This is a genomic window from Pseudomonas sp. S2_B10, assembly GCF_054668425.1.
The window spans coordinates 1,729,319-1,756,288 of the sequence record NZ_CP162768.1; the positions used below are offsets into that span (position 1 = coordinate 1,729,319).

The window sequence follows — 26,970 nt, forward strand, 5'->3', positions numbered from 1 at the left end:
CATGAACGTTGAGTGAAAGCGGACCGGGACGCTCATACTTCCGAATCCCAGATAATGGTGACGTTGCCGCGCAAACGGTCGTTCTTGCCCGGCCTGAGCAGGAAATCGATTTCTCTCGAGTCCATGTCGAAATGCAGATAGCCAGGCTTGCGCTCCACATACATTCCAGGCTGAAAAGGCGCTGACCAGCGATTGAAATCCAGGGGGATCCGGTTGACCTGACCGCCGCCGGGGCCAATGATGCCCGGCGGCAGACTCATCCTGACTTGAACCCGAGAGCTATCGCCCTTCGGGCTACCCAGGTTGCAGACATTTCCGCCTTGGGAATTGCACAACAACATGACCTTGAAACGCGAAGAGGCCGAAATGTAGAAGACCTGGTCGGCAAATATCCGCGTGGGTTTGCGTCCGCTGTTGATCCATGGCTCCCAGCCACCTACGGGCTCAAGCGTGACCCGAGTGCCGCCGGGGGGCAGGTCGACCTTGAGGGTGTGTTGCACGTCGAGGACGAAATCCAGGGTCAGCGTGGGGTCGTCCGGCTGCAGCAAGAGGCCGCCCAGAACAAAATCGCGGCCGCCTCCCAAGGTGTAAGTAACCGAGCCGGTATATTGCCCGGTAGACATGCCCAACGGATTGGGAGTCCTTAATTCATAAGCAAAATCCATCTTGTCGAAAGCTATTGACGGGAGACGGTAAGCGACATTTTTGGAGCAGCCAGCTTGCACCGGGGTCTTCCAGAAGAAGCGATAACTGTGCGTACCGTAGGACGCCACACCGCTGTAACGGCAGGGTTCCGGCACATAAACCCAACCGCTGGAGTCCCATAATTTGTCATGCGCTTCAGCCACGTCTGACACGCCGGTGATGCTGGTCGCGGAATCGCCCAGAATGTACGTGGAGCCGATACCGATGATGCGCACTTCGACGGTTTCGGTTTCCTGCGTTTGCATATTGGTAACTGTCAATTGTCGCCAGTCGGCCGGGGCTTTCACCAGCATCGGTTCACCGCGTGAGATGAAGCGTGTGGAGTCGAACCGTACAGGCATCTCGATGCTGAAAATGTTGTGGTCGGCGCATTGCGCCGGGTAGCTTGCGCAGTAGCCGGTGTTGGGGGTTTTGTTCACGAACAGATTCTTGCCTGGCTGCGTCGGGTCAGGCTGAAACGTCGCACGGATTTCCTGATTGAATCCATGGGCGGTGGACATGGCCAACGCCAGCGTCAGCGCGCAGCCTGCCTGGAAGATTTTCATATGCTCAGCCTGCCTTCATTTCGGTGGTAGTGACGTCGGCGAGGGTGTCTGGGGTGCAACGCAGATCGCCGATCATCAACACGTCGTTTTCGCTGCGGTGGTCGGCCTCGTTCAAGCGGAACTGACACAACAACTGGTTGCCCTGGCGCACTTCCAGGGTGGGTGAACCGGCGTTCATTTCCATCGAGAAGAAACCGTCGACTTCGGTCACGCCACGGCTGGCGTGGTTGATCACGTGGTGGCCCTTGAGCGGCCGCCCGCTTGCATCGACCAGGCGACCGAGCACGGTGAGGGTTTTCATCACGCGAACCTTGCGATACTCGATGCCGCCCTTGTTCAGGTGATAGCGGGTTCGCGCCGGTTCGATGGTGGCGGCCGGTACGGTGTTGCCTTCGAAGTCGAAGCTCACCGAGCTGTTCTGATAAGCGGTGATCGGAATGAAATTGCGCCCCGGCTTCAGCGCCGCACCGCCGCCGCTGTAGTCGTCGGCGCGCAGGACGATGTCGTCGATATCCGACTCGACGTCGACGATCATTCCCGCACCGCGCACGTCGCTCTGGCTGGTCAGCAGCATCTTTTCGCCGCCGACCACCAGTGTGCTGTCGAGGTTGAGCCCGCCAGTGAAGTTGCCGTTGTAGGAAGAGCGCTGGACGAAGGCGTCGCCGTTTACCGCGTCGGTGCGGAAATTGGTCAGGCTCGACATGCCCAGGCCGTAAGTGTCGGTAAGCGCCGTCACCGAGACGCTTTGCAGCACGTGATCCTTGAAATCCTTGCGCCAGCCGAGCGAAGCATTGTTGTCGCGTTTGCCGTCGCGGGCCGTGCGTGAACCGATGCTGCCGGTGAGCTGCTGACCGGGAGCGCCCAACGCCAGGTTGATGCTCAGATCGACGCCGCGATTGCGCGCATCGCCACTGCTGAAACTGCCCGGGCGATCAAAGACCGACAGGCGCCAACTGGCATCACTGCCCAGCAATACGGCGCGCTGGGTCCAGCCCAGATCCACGCCCACGCCTTCGACATTGCCTTCGCTGTGCGAGACCCGGGCATTGACCGAACTCTTGCTGCTCAGCCGATGGTTGAGCGCCAGCGACGAATTGCTGGTCTGGCCGACAAACACGTTACGTGGACGAACGCGCGTGCCGTCCGGCAGCGTGTCGTAGGTGTTGGTGGTGTCGAGCCAGCTGCGGTTGTGGCTGATCACCAGACTGCCCGCGCCATAGTTGTAAAGGCTTTGCAGGTCCAGACCGGTGCCGTAATCCTCGGTCTTGTAGACATTGGCATACAGGCTGACGTGGTTGGCCAGGGTCCAGTCGATGGAAGTGCCGTATTGCAGTTTTTCGCGGATCTGCCGCGCCGACGCGCCGACAATCACCCGTGGGTGCAGCAGGTAATTGACCGCCGCACCGGCGGTGGGACTGCCGCTCGATTGCGTGTCCCAGTTGCTCAGCAGTTTGCTTTCTTCACCGGCAAACACGTTGTAGCGCCAGCGTTCGTCAAGATTGCGCCAGTTGCTGGGCTTGTACACCAACTCCTGGGTGGTGGAGGTGATCTGGCCGTCTTCGATCAGGCGCACTTCCACTTCATAAATACCGCCGGGCAGCGGCCGGGTGTCGAGGGTCTGCAAACCGGCCGGCACCGATTGGGTATTGATCAACAGACCGTCGCGCCAGATCTCCACCGAACCCTGCCGGTTGGCTGTCACGTAGATCGGGTAAACGCTGGGCATCGGGCTGTTGATCGCGAGGCTGTCGGAGCTGCCGTACATGAGGCCGACCGCCGTATCGGGGCTGGTGCCAAACGTGCGCGGCTGGCGCGTGAGTCCTTCGGAATTGGGGGTGAAATAGCCCAGGCGCAAGAAGCTGCCTTGCAGTTCGCGCTGGGTGTGCAGCTCGTGCACGGCGTGGTAGAGCTTGTCGTCGGGGCCGCCGAGCCGGGCCAATTGCAGATTCAGCGTCTGGCTCCAGTTGCCCAGGCTTGAACTGGCTTCCAGGCCGAAGCGTCCGCCGAGGTCCTGATCCTGGCCACCGTTGAGGTTGAGCTGGTTGCGCACCATCAGGCCGCTGCTACCGCCGCTCGGTTGCTCGTAATAACGCTTGGCTTGAAGGTCGCGTTCGGCGTTTTCGGTGACGATCGATACCAGCGAACTTTCCAGGTTGTAATGCACCGCGAGAAACTGGTCGGGGCAGGAACCGCTGCACGCACCTAATGGCACGCCGGGTTTGAGGTAGCTTGCCCATTTTTCCCGTTCAGCGGGGCCGAAGCGGTTTTCGCTGGTGTCGGTGAATTCGAGAAGGGTGATGCGATCATCGCGGGACAACACCACCATGGCCTCACCCAACGGCTGTTGGTCGACTTCGACCCGCACCGCCAGAGGCACATCAAAGAAATGCTCCTCGAAATCCGCTGGCAAGCCTTTGGCCTGCGCCAGCAAACTGCGTGGCGTCGTACCGGCGGTGTTGGATGCGACGGCTGCGCTGGCACAAAACAACAGCGCAAGCGCAGCCGCGATGGGTGTCATCGGGAACATGAACTCGTACTCTGATTGACTGACAATGAAAGTCCGTCGGGGCAAACATCACTGCCTGCCCCGTCGGTTGACGCCACTGCTGAAAAGCGAGCGTTTTGGACCTGATCAGTCGATCAGTTGCCGCCAACCGGTGGCACGGCGTCGAAGATCATCGCCACGGAACCGGTGTAGTCACCCGGCTGGAAGTTGCTGCCTTTGGCGGAGATTTTCAGCGGGGCGCGGTAGTTCACATCCGACTCGGATTCACCGACGACCATTTGCGGGGTCAGGGTCAGTTCCTTGTTGTTGAGCATGACCTGCAGGTCGATCGAGGTATTGCCGGCAACCAGTTTCGGCAGGCTTTCCAGACTGGCGTGAACCGAACCGTTGTTATTGCGCACGTCGAAGAAACCGTTGACGTCGGCCATCTTGCCGGTGGTCGGCTGATAGCTCATGTCCTGGTCTTTGTTGACCAGATCCGGATCAGTCGGCACCACATAGAAACCGTTGGTTGGCACATGAGCGATCAGGCTGATGGAGTGCGACGCTTCGCCCGCAGCGAAGGCAGTGGAGGACATTGCCAGAAGAGCCAGTGGAGCAGCGATTGCGATTTTCTTGAACATCGTTCAGTACCTGTTTGCTTTATATAGGGGGTGTCATTGAAAGTTCACAAACCATTTGCTCATCGACCGCCAGAGCAACTTGAACTTTCAATGGCGAGCATCATCGGCTGTTGCCTCTGGAATGTAAGCAGGCAACTTCCGACAAACTCGTAGTTAAACAACCTCACACCCCGCCAGAAAAAAGAACAAAAAACAGATACTTGCAACATTCGCTGTAAGTTGCGCCCTACACACAGTTACAGGCAAAAAACCATACAGCAACTTAGCCGCTTTAACGCGGCAACTTGCGAGGAATTAGAACATATACTCAAGTACAACTAGAGCGATAACTTTAACTTTACGGTCACCGCTTTGATTTATTGATCAAAAAACTTTTTCCGGCTCTTTTTCGCTTTGACCGCTCGTCCGTCAAGCTCAGGACAAGGCCAAAAACGTCTTGCGCAACCCTTAAGATATATCTTAAGTTGTATCTAAATACGACGAGAGAGAAGCGAAATGAGAGACCATCATTCCCCCCATCGCGAGCACGGCGATGGCCGCGACGGCTTCGAAAAACGCCCCGGTCGCGAACGCGGCGGTCGCGGCCCGCGAGTTTTTGCCCCCGGCGACTTGAAATTGCTGTTGCTGGCGCTGATCGCCGAGCAGCCCTGCCACGGCTACGACCTGATCCGCCAGATCGAAGGCATGTTCGATGGCGCTTACAGCCCGAGCCCCGGGGTGATCTACCCGACCCTGACCTTTCTCGAAGAGAGCGATTTGATTGCCGGTGATGCCGAGGCCGGCAAAAAGCGTTACAGCGTCACCGACGCCGGTCGTTTGTCTTTAAGTGAACAAGCGGTGGCGCTCGACGGCGTACGCATGCGCATTGACGTCAGCAAGCGCTCGCTGCGCGGCCATGATCGTCCGCCGGAAATCCACGAAGCGGTGCACAACCTGCGCCATGCCTTGCAGCTGCACCACGGGCGCTGGAGTGCCGAAGAAATCCTGCGCGTGCGCGACCTGCTCAACGACACCGCCAAAGCCATCGTCGACGGCCCTGCCGTTCAACCTGCCACGGAGAAAGCCGAATGACTGCAGTCGATACTCAAACCATTCACCGCGTGATGCACGAAATCAAACGGCGCAAGCTTGAAGTGCTGCGCGTCACCGATCTCACCCCACGCATGCGCCGCATCACCCTCGGCGGGCCGGAACTGGCCGGGTTCATCAGCCTGGGCACGGACGATCACGTCAAACTGCTGTTCCCGCAGAACGCCGAACAAGCGGCGGCGCTGGAGACGATGCAACTGGGCGCCGGCAAGGACAACGGGCCGATGCCCGAGATGCGCGACTACACGCCGCGTCGTTACGACCTGGAAAAAATGGAGCTGGACATCGATTTCGTCCTGCACGGCGACGGCCCTGCCTCGACCTGGGCCGAGCAGGCACAACCTGGGCAGTTCCTGCACATCGGCGGGCCACGCGGGTCGATGATCGTGCCGGACATCTTCGACAGCTATCTGCTGATCGGCGACGAAACCGCCCTCCCCGCCATCGCCCGCCGCCTCGAACACCTCGCGGCGAATCGCAAGGCGCTGGTGGTGATCGAAGTGGAAAACGGCGCTGAGCAGCAAGTGCTGGAAAGCGCAGCGCCGTTCAATGTGATCTGGGTCCTGCGCGAAGGCGGCAAGGACAACCTGCTGGCTACCGTCAAGCAATTGCAGGTGCCCAAGGGCAATCTGTACGCATGGGTGGCGACCGAAACCAAGGTCTCACGGCAGATCCGCCGGGTACTGATCGATGAGCATGGGCTCGATGAACAGTTCATCAAGGCGGTCGGCTACTGGCGCGCCGAGGGCTCTGAGGAAGAGTGATCTCTTCCTGACCCATATCACCCTTGTGGGAGCGAGCCTGCTCGCGAAGGCATCGGCACAGTCGAAAGATTTGCTGGCTGACGCACCGCATTCGCGAGCAGGCTCGCTCCCACACTGGATCTCAACTTCGTGCGGACAATTTGCGGTCGAGGCCGATAATCAGCAACCCCACCAACACAAACCCCACCAATATCCCCCCGGCATTGATCAGCACCTGTGGATAACCCAACACCGCTACATCAATGAACGGGTACGCATAAGCGCCGAGCAGATGCCCGCGCAGCAAGGCATAGATGAAATACACCAGCGGATAGATCAGCCACAGCGGCAGATGCCACAGGCGCAACGTGCCTTTGGGGACGCAGCGCCACCAATAGCCGAGAAACAGCAATGGCATGACGTCGTGGAGCAACTCATCGGCAACAAACTGCCAGCCTTCGGGGTGCCACAAATGCCGTAACAGAATGCTGTAGGCCAGACCGACCACGGCGATACTCACCGCGATTCCACTGCTGACCCACGGTTGCAGAAACCAGCGCCGTGCGGCGGATTCGCGCTCGGTGACCGCGCAGGTCAACACCGTCGCCACCAGTGTGTTGGTCAATATGGTGAAGTAGCTGAAGAAACTCACCAGCCCGCCCAGCAGGCTGGCGCCGATGCTCAATCGTGCGAAGAAAATCAGGTACAGCTGAATCGTCAATCCGGCCCAGCCCAACACGGCCAGGCCGGTGATCAGGCGTCGGCGCCTCGCGCTGTCCATCTCAGAGCGGTCGCTTGGTGCGCATCAGCTTAACGTACAGGCGCTCGACCTTTTCCCGCGCCCACGGGGTTTTACGCAGGAAGGTCAGGCTCGACTTGATGCTCGGATCGCTCTTGAAGCAACGGATGTCGATACGCTCGGCCAGCCCCGACCACTCGTAGTGAGTCACGAGTGCATTGAGGATCTGTTCAAGGGTCACGCCGTGCAGCGGATCGGGGGATTGTTCGTTCATGCCGGGCCTTTGGGCGAAGTGAAAATGCGTAAAGCCGCGCACCTTAGCCGAGGGGCCGGGCGGGTGGAAGGCCTGTCTTCAAATGTAGGCCAACCTAGGAAGATCGCAGGCTGTGGCCCGACTCACAATGCGCCCGTTTGCCGCACTGTTACCGAATCCGAAACGCTGCATGTCTGCAAAAGCGCTTTCTCAATTTGTTACAGATCATTATCCTGCCGCCCTTCCGCTGAAACGCTTCACTGCCTGCGACAATCTGAAGCGCTCGGCCTGCACCTGAAAACATCAAAAAAAGACTTCTTCATGCCTGACTTTTCCTTCTCCCGAGACAGCGCTATCTCTGCCCTGCGCACCCTTGGCGGCTGCACCGCCCTCGGCCTTGCCACTTGCGCCCACGCGGCGCCGGCCTTCGACAGTGAATCACCGTACATGCTTGGTGACTGGAACGGCACGCGCACGGAACTTGCGGAAAAAGGCTACGACTTCAAACTCGATTACACCGGCGAAATGGGCAGCAACCTGCACGGCGGCTATGACCACGACCGCACTGCCCGCTACAGCGACCAGTTCGGCCTCGGCACGCATCTGGATCTGCAGAAGATCCTCGGTTGGAACGACGCTGAATTTCAGCTGACCATCACCAAGCGCAGCGGCAACAACATCAGCAACGACCGCATCAACGACCCGCGCGTTGGCGGATTCACTTCCGCCCAGGAAGTCTGGGGTCGTGGCCAGACCACGCGCCTGACGCAGATGTGGTATCAGCAGAAATTCTTCGATCAGAAACTCGACATCAAGGTCGGCCGTTTCGGCGAAGGCGAAGACTTCAACAGCTTCCCTTGCGACTTCCAGAACCTGGCCTTCTGCGGCTCGCAGGTCGGCAACTGGGTCGGCGGCATCTGGTACAACTGGCCGGTCAGCCAGTGGGCGCTACGGGTCAAATATCACCTGACGCCCGAGCTGTATGCGCAGGTCGGCGCCTACGAGCAGAACCCGTCGAACCTCGATCGCGGCAACGGCTTCAAACTCAGCGGCAGCGGCACGCAAGGCGCGATCCTGCCGGTCGAACTGGTGTGGACGCCGAAGCTCAACGGTCTGCCGGGCGAATACCGCGCCGGTTATTACTACAGCAATGCCAAGGCCTCTGACGTCTATAAAGACCGCAATGACCAACCGGCAGCGCTGAGCGGCGAAGCCTATCGCAGTGCCTCGAGCAAGCACGGCGTATGGCTGGGCATTCAGCAGCAGGTCACCAGCATCGCCAGCGACCACTCGCGCGGCTTGAGCCTGTTCGCCAACGCGACGATGCATGACAAGAAAACCAACGCCATCGACAACTACGTGCAGGCCGGCCTGACCTACAAAGGCCCGTTCGACGCCCGCGCCAAAGATGACATCGGTTTCGCCCTCGCTCGTGTGCACGTCAACCCGGCCTATCGCAAGAACGCCGAGGCGAGCAACCGCGCCAACGCCGTCTACGACTACGACAATCCGGCGTTCCTGCCACCGCAGGACACCGAATACAGCGCCGAGCTGTATTACGGCGTGCACGTGACCAACTGGCTGACCGTGCGCCCCAACCTGCAATACATCCGCCACCCCGGTGGCGTGAACGACGTCGACGACGCCCTGATCGGCGGGATCAAGATCCAGTCGTCGTTCTAAAAAACGCCACAAGGCCCTGTGGGAGCTGGCTTGCCAGCGATAGCAATCTGTCTGGCGCTTTCAGTGTTGGATGTGCAATCGCCATCGCTGGCAAGCCAGCTCCCACAGGGATCCATGAAATTCGTTAGCCGAACAAGTTTTTATCTGAACCATGCCTGCGCCAGATCGTCATCTAAAGTGACTACAGCGCGGGACTACATAAACGTCACGGAGAATCACACTATGAGCACCGAAAGTGCTTCGAGTCGGGGCCGTCTGCTACCGGGCCTGCTCGGCATCCTGCTTCTACTGATGGGCCTGGCCATGCTGGCCGGGGGAGTCAAGCTGAGCATGCTCGGCGGCTCGCTTTACTATCTGCTGGCCGGTATCGGCATCGCGCTGAGCGGCATTCTGCTGCTGATGCGCCGCCGCGCGGCACTGGGCCTGTACGCCATCGTGCTGTTTGCCAGCACTGTCTGGGCATTGTGGGAAGTCGGTCTGGACTGGTGGCAACTGGTGCCGCGTCTGGCGCTGTGGTTTGTCCTCGGTTTCGTGATGCTGCTGCCGTGGTTCCGTCGTCCGCTGCTGCTCAACGGCCCGGCGAAAATCGGCACTGGCGGTCTGACCGTCGCTGTGATCCTGGCCGGCGTTACCGCTCTGGCCAGCCTCTTCACCCACCCGGGCGAAACCTTCGGTGAACTGGGCCGCGACACCGCCGACATGACCAGCACCGCACCGGCCATGCCGGATGGCGACTGGCAAGCGTACGGTCGCACCGAGTTCGGTGACCGCTACTCGCCGCTCAAGCAGATCACCCCGGAAAATGTCGGCAAGCTGCAAGAAGCCTGGCGCATCCAGACCGGCGACCTGCCAACTGCGGATGACCCGGTCGAGCTGACCAACGAAAACACCCCGCTCAAAGCCAACGGCATGGTCTACGCCTGCACCGCGCACAGCAAAGTGCTGGCACTGGACCCGGACACCGGCAAGGAAATCTGGCGCTTCGATCCACAGATCAAGAGCCCGGTCGGCTTCAAGGGCTTCGCCCACATGACCTGCCGTGGCGTGTCGTACTACGACGAAGCCCCCTATGCCAAGTCTGAAAATGCCGGTTCCGCTGTCATCTCTGAAGCCGGCCAGGCCGTTGCTCAGGCCTGCCCGCGTCGCCTGTACCTGCCAACCGCCGATGCCCGCCTGATCGCACTGAACGCCGACACCGGCAAGATCTGCGAAGGCTTCGGCACCAACGGCGTGGTCGACCTGACCCAAGGCATCGGCCCGTTCACCGCCGGCGGCTACTACTCCACCTCGCCAGCAGCGATTACCCGTGATCTGGTGATCATGGGCGGTCACGTCACCGACAACGAGTCGACCAACGAGCCATCGGGCGTGATCCGCGCCTTCGACGTGCGCGATGGGCACCTGGTATGGAACTGGGACAGCGACAAGCCGGACGCCACCGAGCCATTGGCCCCGGGCGAAACCTACAGCCGCAACTCGGCGAACATGTGGTCGCTGGCCAGCGTCGATGAAAAACTCGGCATGGTCTACCTGCCACTGGGCAACCAGACCCCTGACCAATGGGGCGGCAATCGCACCCCCGGCGCCGAGAAATTCAGCGCCGGCCTCGTCGCGTTGGACCTGGCTACCGGTAAAGTGCGCTGGAACTACCAGTTCACCCACCACGACCTGTGGGACATGGACGTGGGTAGCCAGCCAACCCTGCTCGACATGAAAACCGCTGACGGCGTGAAACCTGCGCTGATCGCCCCGACCAAACAGGGCAGCCTGTACGTCCTCGACCGTCGTGACGGCACGCCGATCATTCCGATCAAGGAAATCCCGGTTCCGCAGGGCGCCGTGAAAGGCGACCACACCGCACCGACCCAGGCCCGTTCGGACCTCAACCTGCTGGCCCCGGAACTGACCGAAAAAGCCATGTGGGGCGCCAGCCCGTTCGACCAAATGCTGTGCCGCATCCAGTTCAAGGAACTGCGTTACGAAGGTCAGTACACCCCGCCATCGGAACAGGGCAGCCTGATCTATCCGGGTAACGTCGGCGTGTTCAACTGGGGCGGCGTCTCGGTCGACCCGGTTCGCCAACTGCTGTTCACCAGCCCGAACTACATGGCCTTCGTCTCGAAAATGGTGCCACGCGAGCAAGTCGAAGCCGGCAGCAAGCGCGAGAGCGAAACCTCGGGCGTGCAGCCAAACACTGGTGCGCCATACGCGGTGATCATGCACCCGTTCATGTCGCCACTGGGCGTACCGTGCCAGGCCCCGGCCTGGGGCTACGTCGCCGGTATCGACCTGACCACCGGCAAAGTCGTGTGGAAACGCAAGAACGGCACCAGCCGCGACAGCTCGCCAATCCCGATCGGCTTCACCCTCGGCGTACCGAGCATGGGCGGTTCGATGGTTACCGCCGGCGGCGTCGGCTTCCTCAGCGGCACCCTTGACCAGTACCTGCGTGCTTATGACGTGAATACCGGTAAAGAGCTGTGGAAATCGCGTCTGCCAGCCGGCGGTCAAGCGACTCCGATGACCTACACCGGCAAGGACGGCAAGCAATACGTGCTGCTCGTTGTTGGCGGCCACGGCTCGCTGGGCACCAAGATGGGTGACTACATCATTGCGTACAAACTGCCGGAATAAGCGGTAGCGGCGGTAAAAAAGAAGGCGCCACCCTGTGAGGGGTGGCGCCTTTTTGCATGGAGGCGTGCCCAACATGCTCCATTCGCACCAAGGTGTATGGCATCAATGAAGTCTGTCCACTTCGCCTTGGGCAATTCGGTGCTTTCAAGAAAAAATCAAAAGATCGCAACCTTCGAACGCTTGTCGTCAGCGTGACCCGACAGAATCAAAAGGCTTTTCCTCCATTTGCCATCCGTTGCAATCGATCGATGATCAGTTGCTCGGCATGCTTGCGGGTTTCCAGCAACAAACTCTTATCCGTTTCGCTGTAGATCACCTGGAAACGCAAACCCGGCGTGTCGGAAGAATATTCGCGAATGATGAAATCCCTGTATTTCGTATCGGTATGACTCATGGTTCGATTCCTTGACGTTGGTAAATTCTCGAACACCTCTCTGGCGTTCGAGATTGAACTGCAATCTTCGGACGATTGAGTCAGTTGTCTACTGTCAGAAATTACAGGGGCTCAAGGCCAGTTCGAAATAAGCCGAACGGAACCCATCAAAACTCCATTTAATAGTAAAAGCTAACCAACACTCGCGTTTTTCGCTAGTTATGCACAGACATTGTTAGATTCCACTAGGCATCCGTGCCGACCTGAAGGATCTTGCCACCGGCCCAACGGCCGCCAAGGTTAACAAGGTGAAAAACTTTGCAAACCTGAACACACAAGCAGAAACACACCCGCCCCATTGAAACCACCCCACCCCTGCCCCATCTAACACCCCATACCCCATTGCGCAGGTGCCCCATGACCGACCAGCAAGATCGCCCGGACAACCACGACGATTACGAAAACGACCACATCGAACACACCTCCTCCGGCACCGGCCTGGCGCTGCCCGGGCAAAACCTGCCGGACAAGGTCTACATCATTCCGATCCACAACCGTCCGTTCTTCCCGGCCCAGGTCCTGCCGGTCATCGTCAACGAAGAACCGTGGGCCGAAACCCTCGAACTGGTCAGCAAATCCGAACACCACTCCCTGGCCCTGTTCTTCATGGACACGCCCCAGGAAGACCCGCGCCACTTCGACACCGGCGCCCTCCCCGAATACGGCACGCTGGTCAAGGTGCACCACGCCAGCCGCGAAAACGGCAAACTGCAATTCGTCGCCCAGGGCCTGAGCCGCGTGCGCATCAAGACCTGGCTCAAACACCACCGCCCGCCGTACCTGGTCGAAGTCGAATACCCTCACCAGCCCACCGAGCCGACCGACGAGGTTAAGGCCTATGGCATGGCGCTGATCAATGCGATCAAGGAATTGTTGCCGCTCAACCCGCTGTACAGCGAAGAGCTGAAGAACTACCTCAACCGCTTCAGCCCCAACGACCCGTCGCCGCTGACCGACTTCGCCGCCGCGCTGACCTCCGCCACCGGCCCCGAGCTGCAAGAAGTGCTCGACTGCGTGCCGATGCTCAAGCGCATGGAAAAAGTCCTGCCGATGCTGCGCAAGGAAGTCGAAGTCGCGCGCCTGCAGAAAGAAATTTCCGCCGAAGTCAACCGCAAGATCGGCGAGCATCAGCGTGAGTTCTTCCTCAAGGAGCAACTCAAGGTCATCCAGCAGGAACTCGGCCTGACCAAGGACGACCGCAGCGCCGACCTCGAACAGTTCCAGCAGCGCCTCGAAGGCAAAACCCTGCCGGCCCAGGTGCAGAAACGCCTCGAGGAAGAAACCCACAAACTGTCGATCCTCGAAACCGGCTCGCCGGAATACGCCGTCACGCGCAATTATCTGGACTGGGCAACATCGGTGCCGTGGGGCGTGTACGGCGAGGACAAACTCGACCTCAAGCACGCACGCAAAATCCTCGACAAGCACCATGCGGGTCTGGACGACATCAAGGATCGCATCCTCGAATTCCTCGCCGTCGGTGCGTACAAAGGCGAGATCAGCGGCTCGATCGTGTTGCTGGTCGGCCCACCGGGCGTGGGTAAAACCAGCGTCGGCAAATCCATCGCCGAATCCCTCGGGCGGCCGTTCTACCGCTTCAGCGTCGGCGGCATGCGCGACGAGGCCGAAATCAAGGGCCACCGCCGCACCTACATCGGCGCCCAACCGGGCAAACTGGTGCAGGCGTTGAAAGACGTCGAAGTGATGAACCCGGTGATCATGCTCGACGAGATCGACAAGATGGGCCAGAGCTACCAGGGCGACCCGGCCTCGGCGCTGCTGGAAACTCTCGATCCTGAGCAGAACGTCGAATTTCTCGACCACTACCTCGACCTGCGCATGGACTTGTCGAAAGTCCTGTTCGTCTGCACCGCCAATACCCTGGATTCAATTCCCGGCCCACTGCTGGACCGGATGGAAGTGATTCGCCTGTCGGGCTACATCACCGAAGAAAAAGTCGCCATCGCCAAGCGTCACTTGTGGCCGAAACTGCTGGAAAAGGCTGGCGTATCAAAAGGCAGCCTGAGCATCAGCGACACCGCGCTCAAAGCACTGATCGATGGCTATGCCCGCGAAGCCGGCGTGCGACAGCTGGAAAAGCAGATGGGCAAACTGGTGCGCAAAGCGGTGATGAAGCTGATCGACGATCCGAAAGCGGTGATCAAACTCGGGCCGAAAGACCTCGAAGCCTCGCTGGGCCATCCGGTGTTCCGCAACGAACAAGTGCTGTCTGGCACCGGCGTGATTACCGGTCTGGCCTGGACCAGCATGGGCGGCGCGACCTTGCCGATCGAAGCCACGCGGATTCATACGCTTAACCGGGGCTTCAAGCTCACCGGGCAACTGGGCGATGTGATGAAAGAGTCGGCGGAGATCGCCTACAGCTACGTCAGCTCGCACCTCAAGCAATTTGGTGGTGATGCGAAGTTCTTCGACGAAGCCTTCGTCCACCTGCACGTACCGGAAGGCGCAACACCAAAGGACGGCCCGAGCGCTGGCGTGACCATGGCCAGCGCCCTGCTCTCGCTTGCACGTAATCAGCCGCCGAAAAAAGGCGTGGCGATGACCGGCGAACTGACCCTGACCGGGCATGTATTGCCGATCGGCGGCGTGCGCGAAAAGGTCATCGCAGCGCGCCGGCAGAAGATTTTCGAATTGATTCTGCCGGAGCCGAACCGGGGTAATTTCGACGAGTTGCCGGATTATCTGAAGGAAGGGATAACCGTGCACTTTGCCAAGCGGTTTGCGGACGTGGCGAAGGTGCTCTTCTGACAATCATGTAGTGCCTGATGTACCGCTATCGCTGGCAAGCCAGCTCCCACAATGTTCAATGTGCCCACAAATCTTGTGGTCAACCGAGAAACCTGTGGGAGCTGGCTTGCCAGCGATGGCTTCAGTGCTGCCAACACGGAACTCCCTGACCGTCACACTTTGTCCCATCTTCAGTTATGCTCGCCGTTCGTCGTAACCGCCGGAGCTGCTGACCTCATGTCCCCCACTCGCCTGCTTCTCCCCCTCGCCCTTTCCTTGCTGGCGGCCTGCGCCACGCAACCGAAACACAACGTGACCGTGGAAAAACAAAGCGAATGTCCCGTGCGGCTCAACGTCGGGCAAAACCTGATCATCAGCCTGCCAAGCAACCCGACCACCGGCTACCGCTGGGCGATTCAGGATTCAGCTGGCGGCGTGTTGCGCGCCCTCAGCCCCGAGGTTTACAGCAATCCGGAAGATGCCGGCGTGGTTGGCGCAGCGGGGGTTTCGACCTGGCGCTTCCAGGCCTTCGCAGCAGGCACCGGGCGTTTGCGCCTGACCTCGCAACAACCGTGGGCTCCGGAAGTGCTGCCCGTGGACACCTTTGACTGCGCCATTTCGGTGAACTGACTGCAGCTTCTTCGCGAGCAGGCTCGCTCCGACAGATCACCGCGCCCCCCCTGTGGGAGCGAGCCTGCTCGCGAAAGCCATATCCCAGACGGCGAGAATTACACCCGGTTCGGTGCTTTATCAGACAACCCAAGCATCCCCGCGCCAGTTTGGCTAAAATGCCGGCCTTTTCCACCGACACCGCCGGACGCCGCCGTGAGCAAAGAACCCGATCGCCTATTCGCCCAGCCTTTGGCCCAGGTGCCTGACTTCGCCTTCAATGAAGACGTGGTGCGGGTGTTCCCGGACATGATCAAGCGCTCGGTGCCGGGTTACCCGACCATCGTCGAAAACCTCGGCGTGCTCGCGGCGCAGTTCGCCCAGCCGAACAGCGTGCTCTACGACCTCGGCTCGTCGCTCGGCGCAGTGACTCAAGCCCTGCGCCGCCATGTGCGCACCGACGGTTGCCGGGTTATTGCTGTGGATAACTCGGCGGCGATGGTCGAGCGTTGCCGCGAGTATCTCAATGGTCAGGATTCGATGTTTCAGGAACTGCTGCCGGTCGAGGTAATTGAGGGCGATATCCTCGCGCTGCAATTTGAGCCCGCCTCCGTAGTCGCGCTGAACTTCACCCTGCAATTCATCGCCCCGGATCAGCGCACTGAATTGCTCTCGCGCATCCGTCAGTCACTGTTGCCCGGCGGCGCGCTGATTCTCTCGGAAAAGCTGCGCTTCAACGATGCCGAAGAACACGCCCTGCTCACCGAACTGCACGTAGCGTTCAAACGCGCCAACGGCTACAGCGAACTGGAAATCGCCCAGAAGCGCAGCGCCATCGAAAACGTCATGAAGCCCGACAGCCTCGAAGAACACCGCGAACGCCTGCTGGCCGCCGGGTTCTCGAAAGTCGTGCCGTGGTTCCAGTGTCTTAACTTTGCCTCGTTGATTGCCTTGCCATGATTGATCTGTCCCCCCTCGCCCGGCGTCTGGCCGGTACTCCGCTGGCCGAATGGGCCAACACCCTGCAAGCGCAACTCGACAAGAAAATGGACAAAGGCCACGGCGATCTGGAGCGCTGGCAAAGTGCGCTGGACGCCTTGCCGAAGATCCAGCCAAGCGAAGTCGACCTGCTCAACGGCCTGAAACTCGACACCGATTGCGACGACGACACCCGCGCGCAGATGCGCACCGCGCTGATGGGCCTGTCGCCGTGGCGCAAAGGGCCGTTCGATCTGTTCGGTGTGCATGTCGACACCGAATGGCGCTCGGACTGGAAGTGGTCGCGGGTCTCCCCGCACCTCGACCTGAAGGGCAAACGCATCCTCGATGTCGGTTGCGGCAACGGCTACTACATGTGGCGCATGCTCGGCGCCGGCGCCGACAGCGTGATCGGGGTCGACCCGAACTGGCTGTTCTTCTGCCAGTTCCAGGCGGTGCAGCGTTACTTGTCCGAGCCGAATGCCTGGCACCTGCCGTTCCCGTTTGAAGACCTGCCGCCGAATCTGGAAGGCTTCGACACAGTATTTTCCATGGGCGTGTTCTATCACCGTCGCTCGCCGATCGAGCATTTGCTGGCGCTGAAGGATTGCCTGGTCAAGGGCGGCGAACTGGTGCTGGAAACCCTCGTGGTCGAAGGCGACAAGCATCAGGTGCTGGTGCCGGAAGATCGCTACGCGCAGATGCGCAACGTGTGGTTTTTGCCGTCGGTTCCGGCGCTGGAATTGTGGCTGCGGCGGGCGGGTTTCAGCGATATTCGTTGCGTGGATGTCAGCACGACCACGGTTGAGGAACAGCGCGGGACCGAGTGGATGAAGTATCAGTCGCTGAGCGATTTTCTGGATCCCGAGGACCACAGCAAAACCATTGAAGGGCTGCCGGCGCCGATGCGGGCAGTTATCGTCGCCAGGAAGTAAGCGTATTTTCCCATGACCGCGGTGGGCCTACCCCTCACCCCAGCCCTCTCCCCAGGGAGAGGGAGCTGATTGTTGAGCTTTTCAAAACTTGAGTCCGACTCGGTATTTCAGGTCGGCGGACTTGGTCCATTCAACTCGGTCGGTCCCCTCTCCCTCTGGGAGAGGGTTAGGGTGAGGGGCTTTTAGTGCGTCTGGCGCGGAAAAACTCGGTCAGCACCGCACCACATTCTTCAGCCAACACCCCGCCCTCATACAACACCCGGTGATTCAAAAAGCCCTGGGTAAAAAACTGTCCCTGACTCTGCACAATCCCGGCCTTGGGTTCCAGCGCGCCGTACACCACCCGCGCCACCCGCGAATGCACGATCAGCCCGGCGCACATGCTGCAAGGCTCCAGCGTCACATACAGCGTGCTGCCCGGCAGGCGATAGTTATCCACTGCCTGCGCGGCGGCGCGGATCGCGACCATTTCGGCGTGGGCACTCGGGTCGCTGGTGCTGATCGGGCAATTGAAGCCGCGACCGATGATCACGCCATCCTGCACCAGCACCGCGCCCACCGGCACCTCACCGAGGGCGGCGCCCTGCGCGGCGAGGGTCAAGGCTTCGCGCATGAAGTCGCGGTCGCGGCTGCGGTCGATGATCGCCGCCGGGCGGATCTGGCGCATCACTTCACCTCGATCGCGGCCATCAGGCCGGTTTCCATGTGGTCGATGACATGGCAGTGGAACATCCACACCCCCGGGTTATCCGCCACCAGCGCCACTTGCGCACGCTCGTTCTTGCCCAGCAGATAGGTGTCGGTGAAATACGGCACGACTTTGTGCCGGTTCGACGCGATCACCTTGAAGCTCATGCCGTGCAGGTGGATCGGGTGCTGGTACTGGGTCATGTTCTTCAATTCGAAAATATAGCTCTGGCCCAGTTTCAGGCTGGCAATCGGTCGGTCAGCACAGGTCTTGTCGGTGATGTCCCAGGCCTTGCCGTTGATCTGCCACAGGCTCGGCGGCTTGCCGTTTTCGGTGTTCACCGAGACCGAGCCGACCCATTCGAAATTGAAGTTGAGTTTCTCGGCATTGGCCAGATCCGGCTCGGCCACCGGGTTGGCCGGCAGGGCCTTCGGCCAGTCCGTCGGCGCGTCGGTGTTGGCGACCGAACGTAGCGTGCCAAGGCGCACCGGGCCGTTGCGCAGCGACAACTCTTCACCGGCCGCCGGCGCCTTGATCGCCAGGCAAATGCGCATGCCGGGGCCGAGCCAGTATTCCTTGCCCAACGGGCGCGGCTCGACCGGGTTGCCATCCAGCGCGTAGATCTTCGCGTCGACACCGGGAATGTTGATGCGATAGGTCAGGGTGTTGTCGAGGTTAAGCAGACGTACCCGAGTGACCTGCCCGGCCGGCAGATCAATCACCGGCAGCGGCACACCATTGATCGTCGACAAGCGCCCGGCGGTACCGCCACGGGCCGCTTCGCGGGGGATGCTGAATTCGACGAACTGACCTTGCTCGTCGACATGCCAGTTCTTCAGGCTCAGGGTTTTCTCGTACTTGAAACCGGTCGGCTCGCGTTCCTCGATGATCAGCGGCCCGACCAGCCCGCGTCCGAGTTCTTCGCTGCTGCTGACATGCGGGTGATACCAGTAGCTGCCGGCGTCCGGCACACGGAATTTGTAGTCGAAGTATTCGCCCGGCAGCACCGGCAGTTGCGACACGTAAGGCACGCCGTCCATTTCCAGCGGCAGGCGGATACCGTGCCAGTGAATGGTAGTCGCCACCGGCAAGTGATTGATGAAACGCACCCGCAGCCATTCACCCTGACGCACACGCAACTCGGTGCCCGGCGCCGACGGGCCGAACGCCCAGGCTTCGGTCTTGTGGCCCGGCACCAGCTCGACATCGAGCGGCGCGGCGATCAGTTCATAGTCGTGGCCGGCCTCGGCGTCGGCCATCTTGCCCAGCCAGTAACGCGACGCGCCTCCCGCGCCCACGCCAACGACAACAAGACCGGCCAGGCCACCGAGGATTTGGCGACGGGTAAAGGACATGAACTCAACTACCTCACGTATCAGCGACAGACCCCGAGGGATCCGCAAAAGGCGAATACGATACACCCGCAGTTGAGAAACAGTAAGGGCGACCTGCGGCCGCACGTCTTGTCGGCCTTATACGCGCAGCCCGGTAATCAGGTGCAGCACGCCGCCCTCAAGCGGCATGACGCCCGCCACACCGGCCAGACTCAACGCCTGACGGTCGACACAGGCCGCGTCGTGCAGCGCCACGCGCACCCGAGTCAGCGCCACCGGGTGCTGCGACTTGAGGTTATCCACACCGCCCAGCGCCGCAACAATCTCGGCGCTCAGGCCGGCAATCGGTTCGGCGACGGCTTTCACCTCATCCGGGACTAGATCCGGCGTCAGCGCTTTCCAGAATGCCTGCTGCAATTTGTCGAACATGTTCAATTCTCCATAACCGGCGAGGCATCGACTTTCGCCCCATGAAACTGCTGCAAGGCTGCGCGCACGTCGGCGGCGCTTTCCAGGTTCGAAACCTGTTCGGCGATGATTCGACAGTCGGCCAGATCCACTTCGCGGACCGCCGACTTGATCGCCGGAATCAACGGCACGCTCACCGACAGCTCATCCACACCCAGCCCCAGCAGCAACGGCACCGCAAGGCGTTCAGACGCCATGGCGCCGCAGACGCCGACCCATTTGCCGTGGGCATGCGCAGCCTTCACCGTCATGGCAATCAGGCGCAGTACCGAGGGATGAAAGCTGTCCGCCTGACTGGCCAGACGCGGATGATCGCGGTCCATGGCCAGGGTGTATTGGGTGAGGTCGTTGGTGCCGATGGAGAAAAAATCCACGTGCGGCGCCAGCACATCGGCCATCAGCGCAGCGGCAGGCACTTCGATCATGATTCCCAGCTTTGGCAGGTGCGCCAGGCCCAGCACCCGCGCTTCTTGCTCGAGAATCTGCCGCGCCAGACGCAGTTCGGCCAAATTCGTGACCATCGGCAACATGATGTGCAGACGCGTCAGTTCACAGCAGGCGAGGATCGCGCGAAATTGTTCGCGCAACAGTTGCGGTCGCTCAAGGCACAGACGAATGCCGCGCAAACCAAGGAAGGGATTGGTTTCGCTGTCCATCGGCACGTAGGCCAGCGGCTTGTCGCCACCGACATCGAGGGTGCGCACCACCAGATTGTGTGCCGGCCCGATGGTGCGGGCGATGGCGCTGTAAGTGGCCACCTGTTCGTCATGGCTCGGCGCCTGTTGACGGCCCAGGTAGAGAAATTCCGAACGCAGCAGCCCCACGCCATTCGCGCCCAGCTCCATGGCCTGGGCGGTTTCTTGCTGCGAGGCAACGTTGGCGGTGACTTCGATGTGCTGACCGTCACGGGTGCAGGCCGCCTCGCTGGCCTGCGCCAGCTCCTGCTGATGACGCTGCCGCTGGCGCTCATGCCGCGTGCGCAATTGGTCAATGGACTCGGCGTCCGGATGCAACTGCAATTCGCCTTTGTCGGCATCGAGCAGCACCCGCGTGCCGTTGCCGAGCCCGAGCATTTGCGCCGGCATGCCGCAGATCGCCGGTAAACCGCAGGCTCGCGCGAGGATCGCGACATGGCTGGTGGCGCCACCGCCGACGGTGGCAAACCCGAGCACCTTGCGCGTATCGAGCCCGGCGGTCTGGGACGGGGTCAGCTGATCGGCGATCAGAATGGTGTCGTCCGGCAACTCCAGCGTCTGCTCGTGAACACCGAGGATCAGCTTCAGCACGCGCTGGCCGACATCATCCAGATCCGCCGCGCGCTCAGCCAGTAAGGCATTGCCCAGCGAGCGAAACATCGCCGCCGTTGCGTCGGTGCTGGTCTTCCAGGCAAACGCCGCGCTGTTGCCCGCGTCGATCAGCGCCCTGGCCTGATCCAGCAGGCTCGGGTCGGCGAGCAGTTCCTGATGCGCCTTGAAGATCTCCGCCTGCGCCTGGCCGCTGGCGGTGTCGCGCAGATGTTGCAGGGCCATGTCGGCTTCGATCAGTGCTTGGCTCAACGCCTCCAGTTCAACTGGCGGCTCGGCGCCGAACTCGTTGACCAGAAGCGACGCTTCGACGATCTGCATGATTTGTCCCAACGCCGAACCGGGCGAGGCGCAGACACCGCGCAGGATGTTCGGCATTTCTGCTGCGCCGGCTTCGACCGGTGCGGGCGCTGTCACCGCTTCGCCGCAGCCTTCGCTCAGCAAGCGTGTCAGCGCTGCGACCGCTGCTTCGGCATCTTCGCCTTCGGCGCTGACCTGCACACTGTCGCCATGAGCCGTTTGCAACGCCATGATCGCCACCAGGGATTTGCCGTTGGCTTGCGCGTGCAGCTTGTGCAGATGGATGGTCGCTGAAAATGCTTTGGCCGCTTGGGCGAATACTGCCGCCGGCCGCGCGTGCAGGCCATTGGGATTGGGCAGATGGATCGGCTGCGAGAACACCGCGTCGCCCGGCACCGGTGCTGGATGTTCGCCGACGACTGCGCCGACCACGACGTCCAGCACTGGCTGGCCCACCTCGACCAACCCGGTTGAGCCAACGAGTGAATCGAACGGCTCACCGCTGACCACCAGCATCAAGGTCAACAAACTGCGCGCGTGCAGGGCAATGTAGTCAGCATCGAAGTCGATCAGCGCCTGCCCCGCTTCGACCCGCTGCCCCGCTTCAACGCGGCGGGTGAATCCTTCGCCGGCAAGATTCACCGTGTCCAGGCCGATGTGCATCAACACTTGAACACCCGCATCACTGGTGATGGTGAGCGCGTGCCCGCTGGTCTGCACATCGCTGATCACACCGGCCAACGGTGCGCAGAGCGTTGACGAAGTCGGGTCGATGCACAAACCGTCGCCGATGATCCGCCCGGCAAATACCGGGTCGGGCACCTGGTCCAGCGCCATCAGCACGCCGGATAAAGGAGCCAGCAGCTGCAATTGTTGGGGTGTGGCCATGACATCACCTGAGCTTGTATTGATTGAATGAGCGGTCGCAGCCGCTTTGCTTATTTCCACCAGTATTCAACCTGCAGCCCGACATTGGCCCCGTGCCGTGCGTTGCCGAACGCGCCGGTGTCGGACAGCGCCGAACCTTTGGCCAACAGGTTGGCGGCACGCTTGGCTGCCTGGTTCCAGCTGGCATAGGTGTAATACAGACGCACCTCGGGCCGCGCCCAGAATTCCGGGCCTTTCGGTGACCAGGTCGGTGCAAAGGTGAACTTGCTCAGCTTGCGCGTGCCGTCCGCCGCCTCGACCTGATCGTGCCCCAGTTCGGTCACCAGTTTGAACTGCTCGCTCAGTGCATAGGCCGGGCGCACACCGAGTGACAGCCAGTTCTGGTCGGCGTCGCCCTGACGAATATCTTTCTGATACACCGCCTGGAATTGTCCGCCAAAACGTGGCGTCAGTTGCCAGTCGAAGAACTCGACGATCCGATAACTCTTGTTGCGGTCATCAAGCCTGACGTTACCGGTATAGCCCAATCCGGTGCCCGGCCCTTCGCCGTATTGCAGCGCCAGTTTGTTCTTGCCGCCGAGAAAGTCCTGCTGCACGTGCTGAGTGGTAATCGCCCAGCCACGGTGGGCGTCGCGGCTGTCGGGCTTGTCGATGTAGCTGAGGCCGAACTCCAGTTCTCCGCCGCGGTTGCTGTTGAAACCGCCGACGTTGAAGTCGTGGCGGTTGATGTAATCCTTTTGGTAAAGGTTGTCCTTGCGCGAAAAGGCGTAGCTGTATTTCAGGCCACCGAGCAACACGTCTTCAATGCCTGCACCGGTGGCGCTCTGGTTCCAGTAATAGAAATCGGAAATATGGATGTCGTTACGTTTGTAGTAGCGCCGACCGGCCCACAGCGAGCCGCCGTTGAGCGCGGGCATCGCCGACCATTGCGCGTAAGCCTGCGGCAAACGAATCGAGCCGTTGTCTTCCTTGAACGTCAGGCTGCGGTCGTAACGGTTGTACAGCGATGCCATGCCGTCGACGCTCAGCACCGAGCCGTCGTCGAGGGTGTACAGATCCTGGCGCAGCTCGAGCTCACCGTACTGCTCGCACTCGTTACCGAGGCGATATTTGGTCTGCGCGCCGGGCAACTGGAAACACGACTGGCTGCTGCTGTTGACCGAAGTACCGACACCGCTGCGCAGATAGCCGCCGAACTCCAGCGCCTGTGAGGACGTGGGCATTGCCAGAAAAATCCCCGCGACTGCCAGACTGTAATTTATGGTTGCTCTCATATATGCCACCCGTTGTTTTTATTGTGTGGTTGCAGGAATTCAGCGCGCACAAATCCCCCGCGCAGCGTTCTGCGTGTTTTTTCAAAGGTTGTTATTCAGTTAAAAAATCAGGGGTCGGTCAGGTGCAGCACGAAGGATTCGTAAGGTCGCAACTGCAGCAAACGCTTGCGTTGCGGGCAGTCCGGGTAGTTGCTGATCAGCAGGCGCTGCTCCTGGGCTTCGTCGATCAGCGCCGGTAGCTCGACCTCACAGGCAGTGCCATAGAAGTTGTTCACCACTAACAAGCGTTCTCCCGTCCCCTCGCGCAGGTACGCCCAGACCTGTGGATGCTCCGGCAGTAGTTGGCGATAGACGCCGTCGGAGATCAACGCTTCAGTGCGGCGCAAAGCGATCAGGCGCCGATAGTGATGCAGCACCGATTCCGGGTCGTGCAGTTGATGCGCGACGTTGATCTGTGCGGCATTGGCCGGCACACCGATCCATGGTTCGCTGCGAGTGAAGCCGGCGTTGTGCCCGGCGTGCCAGTGCATCGGCGTGCGCCCGTTATCGCGGGACTTCTGCATGATCGCCGCCATGTTGTCGAGGTCGCTTGCCCCGGCTTCACGCTTGAGGCGAAAGATATTCAGGGTCTCGACGTCACGGTATTGCTCGATGCTCTCGAACCCCGGATTGGTCATGCCCAGTTCTTCGCCCTGATAGACGAAAGGCGTGCCCTGCAGAAAGTGCAGCGCGGTACCAAGCATCTTCGCCGACAGCTCGCGGTATTCGCCGTCATTGCCGAACCGCGAGACCACGCGTGGCTGATCGTGGTTACACCAGAACAGCGCATTCCAGCCGCCACCCGCCTGCATGCCGGTCTGCCAGTCGGAGAGAATCTGCTTGAGCTGGAGGAAATCGAAATCGGCGCGCACCCACTTCTGCAGATTCGGGTAATCGACCTTCAGGTGATGAAAGTTGAAGGTCATCGACAGTTCTTTCGACTGCGGATTGGAGTAACGAATGCAGTGTTCCAGACGTGTCGAAGACATCTCGCCGACGTTGATCAGCTCATGCCCTTCGAAGACTTCGCGGTGCATCTGCTGCAAGTAGGTGTGCACGTTCGGCCCGTCGGTGTAGAAGCGCCGACCATCGCTGTCGTCTTCGGGAAAGTCCGCCGGTTTGGAGATCAGGTTGATCACGTCCAGACGAAAACCACCCACACCCTTGTCGCGCCAGAAGCGCATCATCTTGAACACTTCGTCGCGGACCTTGGGGTTGTCCCAATTGAGATCCGCCTGGGTGTGGTCGAACAGGTGCAGATAATACTGGCCGGTCTGCGCTTCGTACTCCCAGGCCGAGCCGCCGAATTTGGATTCCCAGTTGTTCGGCTGGTCGCGCCAGATATAGAAGTCGCGGTAAGGGTTGTCGAGGCTGCTGCGCGCCTGCTGGAACCACACATGCTCGATCGAGGTGTGGTTGACCACGATGTCGAGCATCAACTTGATCCCGCGTTTGCCCGCTTCGGCGATCAGCAGTTCACAGTCGGCCATGCTGCCGTAGCTCGGATCGACCGCGTAGTAGTCGCTGATGTCGTAGCCGTTGTCGCGCTGCGGCGAGCGCAGGAACGGCGTGATCCACAGGTAATCGACCCCCAGCCATTGCAGGTAATCGAGCTTGGCGACGATGCCGAGCAGATCGCCGGTGGCGTTGCCGGCATGGCTGTGAAAACTCTTCGGGTAGATCTGGTAGATCACCGAACGTTGCCAGTCTTGCATGGCGGATTTCCCTCTTGAATTTTACGATCTCTGTAGGAGCTGCCGGAGGCTGCGATCTTTCGATTTTGAAAGGCAAGATCAAAAGATCGCAGCCTCCGGCAGCTCCTACAGTTCAATTTCAGGCAACCCGGTAACCCGGGCGGACGATCTTCATGCTCAGCACGCAGGTCAGGGCAAACGGCACGAGCATGGCAATCAGCATCCCGATGACGAACATCGGGATGAACTGCGGAATGATCGAGATGAAACCGGGCAGGCCACCGACGCCGATGGCCGAGGCCTGGATCTTGTTCAGCGAGAGGAACATGCAGCCCAGCGCCGAACCGGCCAGCGCGGCGTAAAACGGAAACTTGTAGCGCAGGTTGACACCGAACATCGCCGGCTCGGTGATGCCGAAATACGCAGAAATCGCCGAGGTCGAGGCCATGCTCTTGTCCCGCGCATTGCGCGTCATCCAGAACACCGCCAGGGCCGCACTGCCCTGCGCCAGATTGGACATGACGATCATCGGCCAGATGAAGGTGCCGCCCTGGCTCGAGATCAATTGCAGATCCACGGCGAGGAACATGTGGTGCATGCCGGTGATTACCAGCGGCGCATACAGCAAACCGAAAATCAGACCTCCCACCAACGGCGCCAGATCGAACAGCATCACCAGCCCTTCGGTGATGTAGATGCCGATATGCCGGGTCACCGGGCCAATGATCGCCAGCGCCAGCACACCAGTGACAACGATGGTGGTGATCGGCACCACAAGCAATTGCACGGCGTTGGGCACTCGCGCGCGCAGCCATTTTTCGATGACGCTCATCACGTACGCCGCCAGCAGGATCGGCAGGATCTGCCCCTGGTAGCCGACCTTTTCCACCTGGAACAGGCCGAGGATGTCGAAGTACGGCAGTTGCTGCCCATCCAGCCCGGCCACGGCCTTGCCGTAATTCCAGGCGTTGAGCAGGTCCGGGTGTACCAGCATCAGACCGAGGACAATGCCGAGAATTTCGCTGCCGCCGAAACGCTTGGCCGCCGACCAGCCGACCAGCGCCGGCAGGAACACGAACGAGGTGTTGGCCATCAGGTTGATCAGACTCCACAACCCGTCGAGATTCGGATAGGCATCCAGCAGGGTCTGGCCCTCGATGAACATGCCCTTGGCACCGAGCAGGTTGTTGATGCCCATCAACAGGCCGGCAATGATCAGCGCCGGCAGGATCGGCATGAACACATCGGAAAACACCCGCACCAGCCGCTGCATGGCGTTTATCTTCTCGGCGCTTTTCTGTTTAACGTCGGCGATGGTCGATGCCGCCAGGCCCGTCTGCTGGCGCAGTTCGGCATAAACCTTTTCAACATCACCCGGGCCGATGACCACTTGATACAAGCCGCCGGTGAAGAACGAACCCTTGACCAGATCGACGCCATTGAGCGCGGCCACATTCACCAGCGCGGGGTTCTTCAGCGCCAGGCGCAAACGCGTCACGCAATGCGCCGCCTGCTCGATGTTGTCGCGGCCACCGAGGCTTTCCAGCAGCTCCTTGGCGATGTTCGGGTAGTCATGGCTCATGCTTGTTCTTCCGTCGTGGATTGTTGTTATTGGCAGCACGCCGAGAGGAAAAATACTCGTCTGTACGAGTTAATGCAACAACTCGTCTGTACGAGTTTGCATCCGTGGATGAACGTCAGAAAAACGCGGATTCTTCCTACTCTGACCTAAGATGTTTTCCTTCGTCCGCATGG

Annotated in this window: 21 protein-coding genes; 8 read left to right on the plus strand and 13 right to left on the minus strand. The window is 60.5% G+C overall.

Going from position 1 to position 26,970, the window contains the following annotated elements; genetic code table 11:
• Nucleotides 1-32 precede the first annotated feature (32 nt).
• The 3 genes from AB4O45_RS07600 to AB4O45_RS07610 form a co-directional block, all read right to left on the minus strand.
• Nucleotides 33-1,250 (minus strand): hypothetical protein, encoded by a 1,218-nt coding sequence (locus tag AB4O45_RS07600; RefSeq protein WP_431078189.1) that lies wholly within the window; start codon nucleotides 1,248-1,250, stop codon nucleotides 33-35.
• Nucleotides 1,251-1,254: 4 nt separating this feature from the next.
• Nucleotides 1,255-3,777, minus strand: coding sequence for a TcfC E-set like domain-containing protein (locus tag AB4O45_RS07605; RefSeq protein WP_056790099.1), 2,523 nt, complete (start codon nucleotides 3,775-3,777; stop codon nucleotides 1,255-1,257).
• Between the two features lie 113 nt (nucleotides 3,778-3,890).
• Nucleotides 3,891-4,379: a CS1 type fimbrial major subunit gene (locus AB4O45_RS07610; protein ID WP_041479903.1), complete on the minus strand. Its 489-nt coding sequence runs from the start codon at nucleotides 4,377-4,379 to the stop codon at nucleotides 3,891-3,893.
• 495 nt (nucleotides 4,380-4,874) lie between these two features.
• On the opposite strand from AB4O45_RS07610, the gene AB4O45_RS07615 reads away from it, so the two are divergent.
• Nucleotides 4,875-5,450 (plus strand): PadR family transcriptional regulator, encoded by a 576-nt coding sequence (locus AB4O45_RS07615; protein WP_016773362.1) that lies wholly within the window; start codon nucleotides 4,875-4,877, stop codon nucleotides 5,448-5,450.
• A complete protein-coding gene (locus AB4O45_RS07620; RefSeq protein ID WP_056790103.1) occupies nucleotides 5,447-6,232 on the plus strand; it encodes a siderophore-interacting protein in 786 nt (261 codons plus the stop codon). Before AB4O45_RS07615 ends, AB4O45_RS07620 begins: the two co-directional genes overlap by 4 nt.
• Before the next feature lie 121 nt (nucleotides 6,233-6,353).
• Here the strand turns inward: AB4O45_RS07620 and AB4O45_RS07625 are convergent, their stop codons facing one another.
• The gene (locus tag AB4O45_RS07625; protein WP_460161271.1) at nucleotides 6,354-6,992 is read right to left on the minus strand and encodes a Pr6Pr family membrane protein; all 639 of its coding nucleotides are present in this window, start codon (nucleotides 6,990-6,992) and stop codon (nucleotides 6,354-6,356) included.
• A gap of 1 nt (nucleotide 6,993) precedes the next feature.
• Nucleotides 6,994-7,224 (minus strand): VF530 family protein, encoded by a 231-nt coding sequence (locus tag AB4O45_RS07630; protein WP_016773359.1) that lies wholly within the window; start codon nucleotides 7,222-7,224, stop codon nucleotides 6,994-6,996.
• A 300-nt stretch (nucleotides 7,225-7,524) separates the two neighbouring features.
• On the opposite strand from AB4O45_RS07630, the gene AB4O45_RS07635 reads away from it, so the two are divergent.
• Both AB4O45_RS07635 and AB4O45_RS07640 read left to right on the plus strand, forming a co-directional pair.
• The gene (locus tag AB4O45_RS07635) at nucleotides 7,525-8,886 is read left to right on the plus strand and encodes a carbohydrate porin (RefSeq protein WP_056790107.1); all 1,362 of its coding nucleotides are present in this window, start codon (nucleotides 7,525-7,527) and stop codon (nucleotides 8,884-8,886) included.
• A gap of 222 nt (nucleotides 8,887-9,108) precedes the next feature.
• The gene (locus AB4O45_RS07640) at nucleotides 9,109-11,520 is read left to right on the plus strand and encodes a glucose/quinate/shikimate family membrane-bound PQQ-dependent dehydrogenase (protein ID WP_460161272.1); all 2,412 of its coding nucleotides are present in this window, start codon (nucleotides 9,109-9,111) and stop codon (nucleotides 11,518-11,520) included.
• A gap of 205 nt (nucleotides 11,521-11,725) precedes the next feature.
• On the opposite strand, the gene AB4O45_RS07645 is transcribed toward AB4O45_RS07640, so the two are convergent.
• Nucleotides 11,726-11,914, minus strand: a complete 189-nt coding sequence (locus AB4O45_RS07645; protein ID WP_041479908.1) for a hypothetical protein — start codon at nucleotides 11,912-11,914, stop codon at nucleotides 11,726-11,728.
• 396 nt (nucleotides 11,915-12,310) lie between these two features.
• Here AB4O45_RS07645 and lon point away from each other — a divergent pair, with 396 nt between their 5' ends.
• The 4 genes from lon (at nucleotide 12,311) to cmoB (ending at nucleotide 17,226) form a co-directional block, all read left to right on the plus strand.
• Nucleotides 12,311-14,725: an endopeptidase La gene (lon, locus tag AB4O45_RS07650; protein WP_056790112.1), complete on the plus strand. Its 2,415-nt coding sequence runs from the start codon at nucleotides 12,311-12,313 to the stop codon at nucleotides 14,723-14,725.
• 216 nt (nucleotides 14,726-14,941) lie between these two features.
• The gene (locus tag AB4O45_RS07655) at nucleotides 14,942-15,334 is read left to right on the plus strand and encodes a protease inhibitor I42 family protein (RefSeq protein ID WP_460161273.1); all 393 of its coding nucleotides are present in this window, start codon (nucleotides 14,942-14,944) and stop codon (nucleotides 15,332-15,334) included.
• A 195-nt stretch (nucleotides 15,335-15,529) separates the two neighbouring features.
• Entirely contained in the window at nucleotides 15,530-16,273 is a 744-nt protein-coding gene (cmoA, locus tag AB4O45_RS07660) for a carboxy-S-adenosyl-L-methionine synthase CmoA (RefSeq protein ID WP_460161274.1), read from the plus strand.
• Nucleotides 16,270-17,226: a tRNA 5-methoxyuridine(34)/uridine 5-oxyacetic acid(34) synthase CmoB gene (gene cmoB / locus AB4O45_RS07665; protein WP_095181720.1), complete on the plus strand. Its 957-nt coding sequence runs from the start codon at nucleotides 16,270-16,272 to the stop codon at nucleotides 17,224-17,226. Before cmoA ends, cmoB begins: the two co-directional genes overlap by 4 nt.
• Before the next feature lie 166 nt (nucleotides 17,227-17,392).
• On the opposite strand, the gene tadA is transcribed toward cmoB, so the two are convergent.
• The 7 genes from tadA to treP all read right to left on the minus strand — a co-directional run bounded on the left by tadA (nucleotide 17,393) and on the right by treP (nucleotide 26,797).
• Nucleotides 17,393-17,893 (minus strand): tRNA adenosine(34) deaminase TadA, encoded by a 501-nt coding sequence (tadA, locus tag AB4O45_RS07670; protein WP_125925672.1) that lies wholly within the window; start codon nucleotides 17,891-17,893, stop codon nucleotides 17,393-17,395.
• Nucleotides 17,893-19,269 carry a multicopper oxidase family protein gene (locus AB4O45_RS07675; RefSeq protein ID WP_252868226.1) on the minus strand — a complete coding sequence of 459 codons (1,377 nt, stop codon included), beginning with the start codon at nucleotides 19,267-19,269 and terminating at the stop codon, nucleotides 17,893-17,895. The genes tadA and AB4O45_RS07675 overlap by 1 nt, the downstream gene beginning before the upstream one ends.
• A 117-nt stretch (nucleotides 19,270-19,386) precedes the next feature.
• The gene (locus AB4O45_RS07680) at nucleotides 19,387-19,677 is read right to left on the minus strand and encodes a PTS transporter subunit EIIB (RefSeq protein ID WP_056790130.1); all 291 of its coding nucleotides are present in this window, start codon (nucleotides 19,675-19,677) and stop codon (nucleotides 19,387-19,389) included.
• Between the two features lie 2 nt (nucleotides 19,678-19,679).
• Entirely contained in the window at nucleotides 19,680-22,208 is a 2,529-nt protein-coding gene (gene ptsP, locus AB4O45_RS07685; RefSeq protein ID WP_460161275.1) for a phosphoenolpyruvate--protein phosphotransferase, read from the minus strand.
• Nucleotides 22,209-22,258: 50 nt separating this feature from the next.
• Nucleotides 22,259-23,482 carry a carbohydrate porin gene (locus AB4O45_RS07690; protein ID WP_460161276.1) on the minus strand — a complete coding sequence of 408 codons (1,224 nt, stop codon included), beginning with the start codon at nucleotides 23,480-23,482 and terminating at the stop codon, nucleotides 22,259-22,261.
• A 107-nt stretch (nucleotides 23,483-23,589) separates the two neighbouring features.
• Nucleotides 23,590-25,236: an alpha,alpha-phosphotrehalase gene (gene treC / locus AB4O45_RS07695; protein ID WP_252878845.1), complete on the minus strand. Its 1,647-nt coding sequence runs from the start codon at nucleotides 25,234-25,236 to the stop codon at nucleotides 23,590-23,592.
• 118 nt (nucleotides 25,237-25,354) lie between these two features.
• Nucleotides 25,355-26,797 (minus strand): PTS system trehalose-specific EIIBC component, encoded by a 1,443-nt coding sequence (gene treP, locus AB4O45_RS07700; protein ID WP_041479919.1) that lies wholly within the window; start codon nucleotides 26,795-26,797, stop codon nucleotides 25,355-25,357.
• Nucleotides 26,798-26,970: the final 173 nt, after the last annotated feature.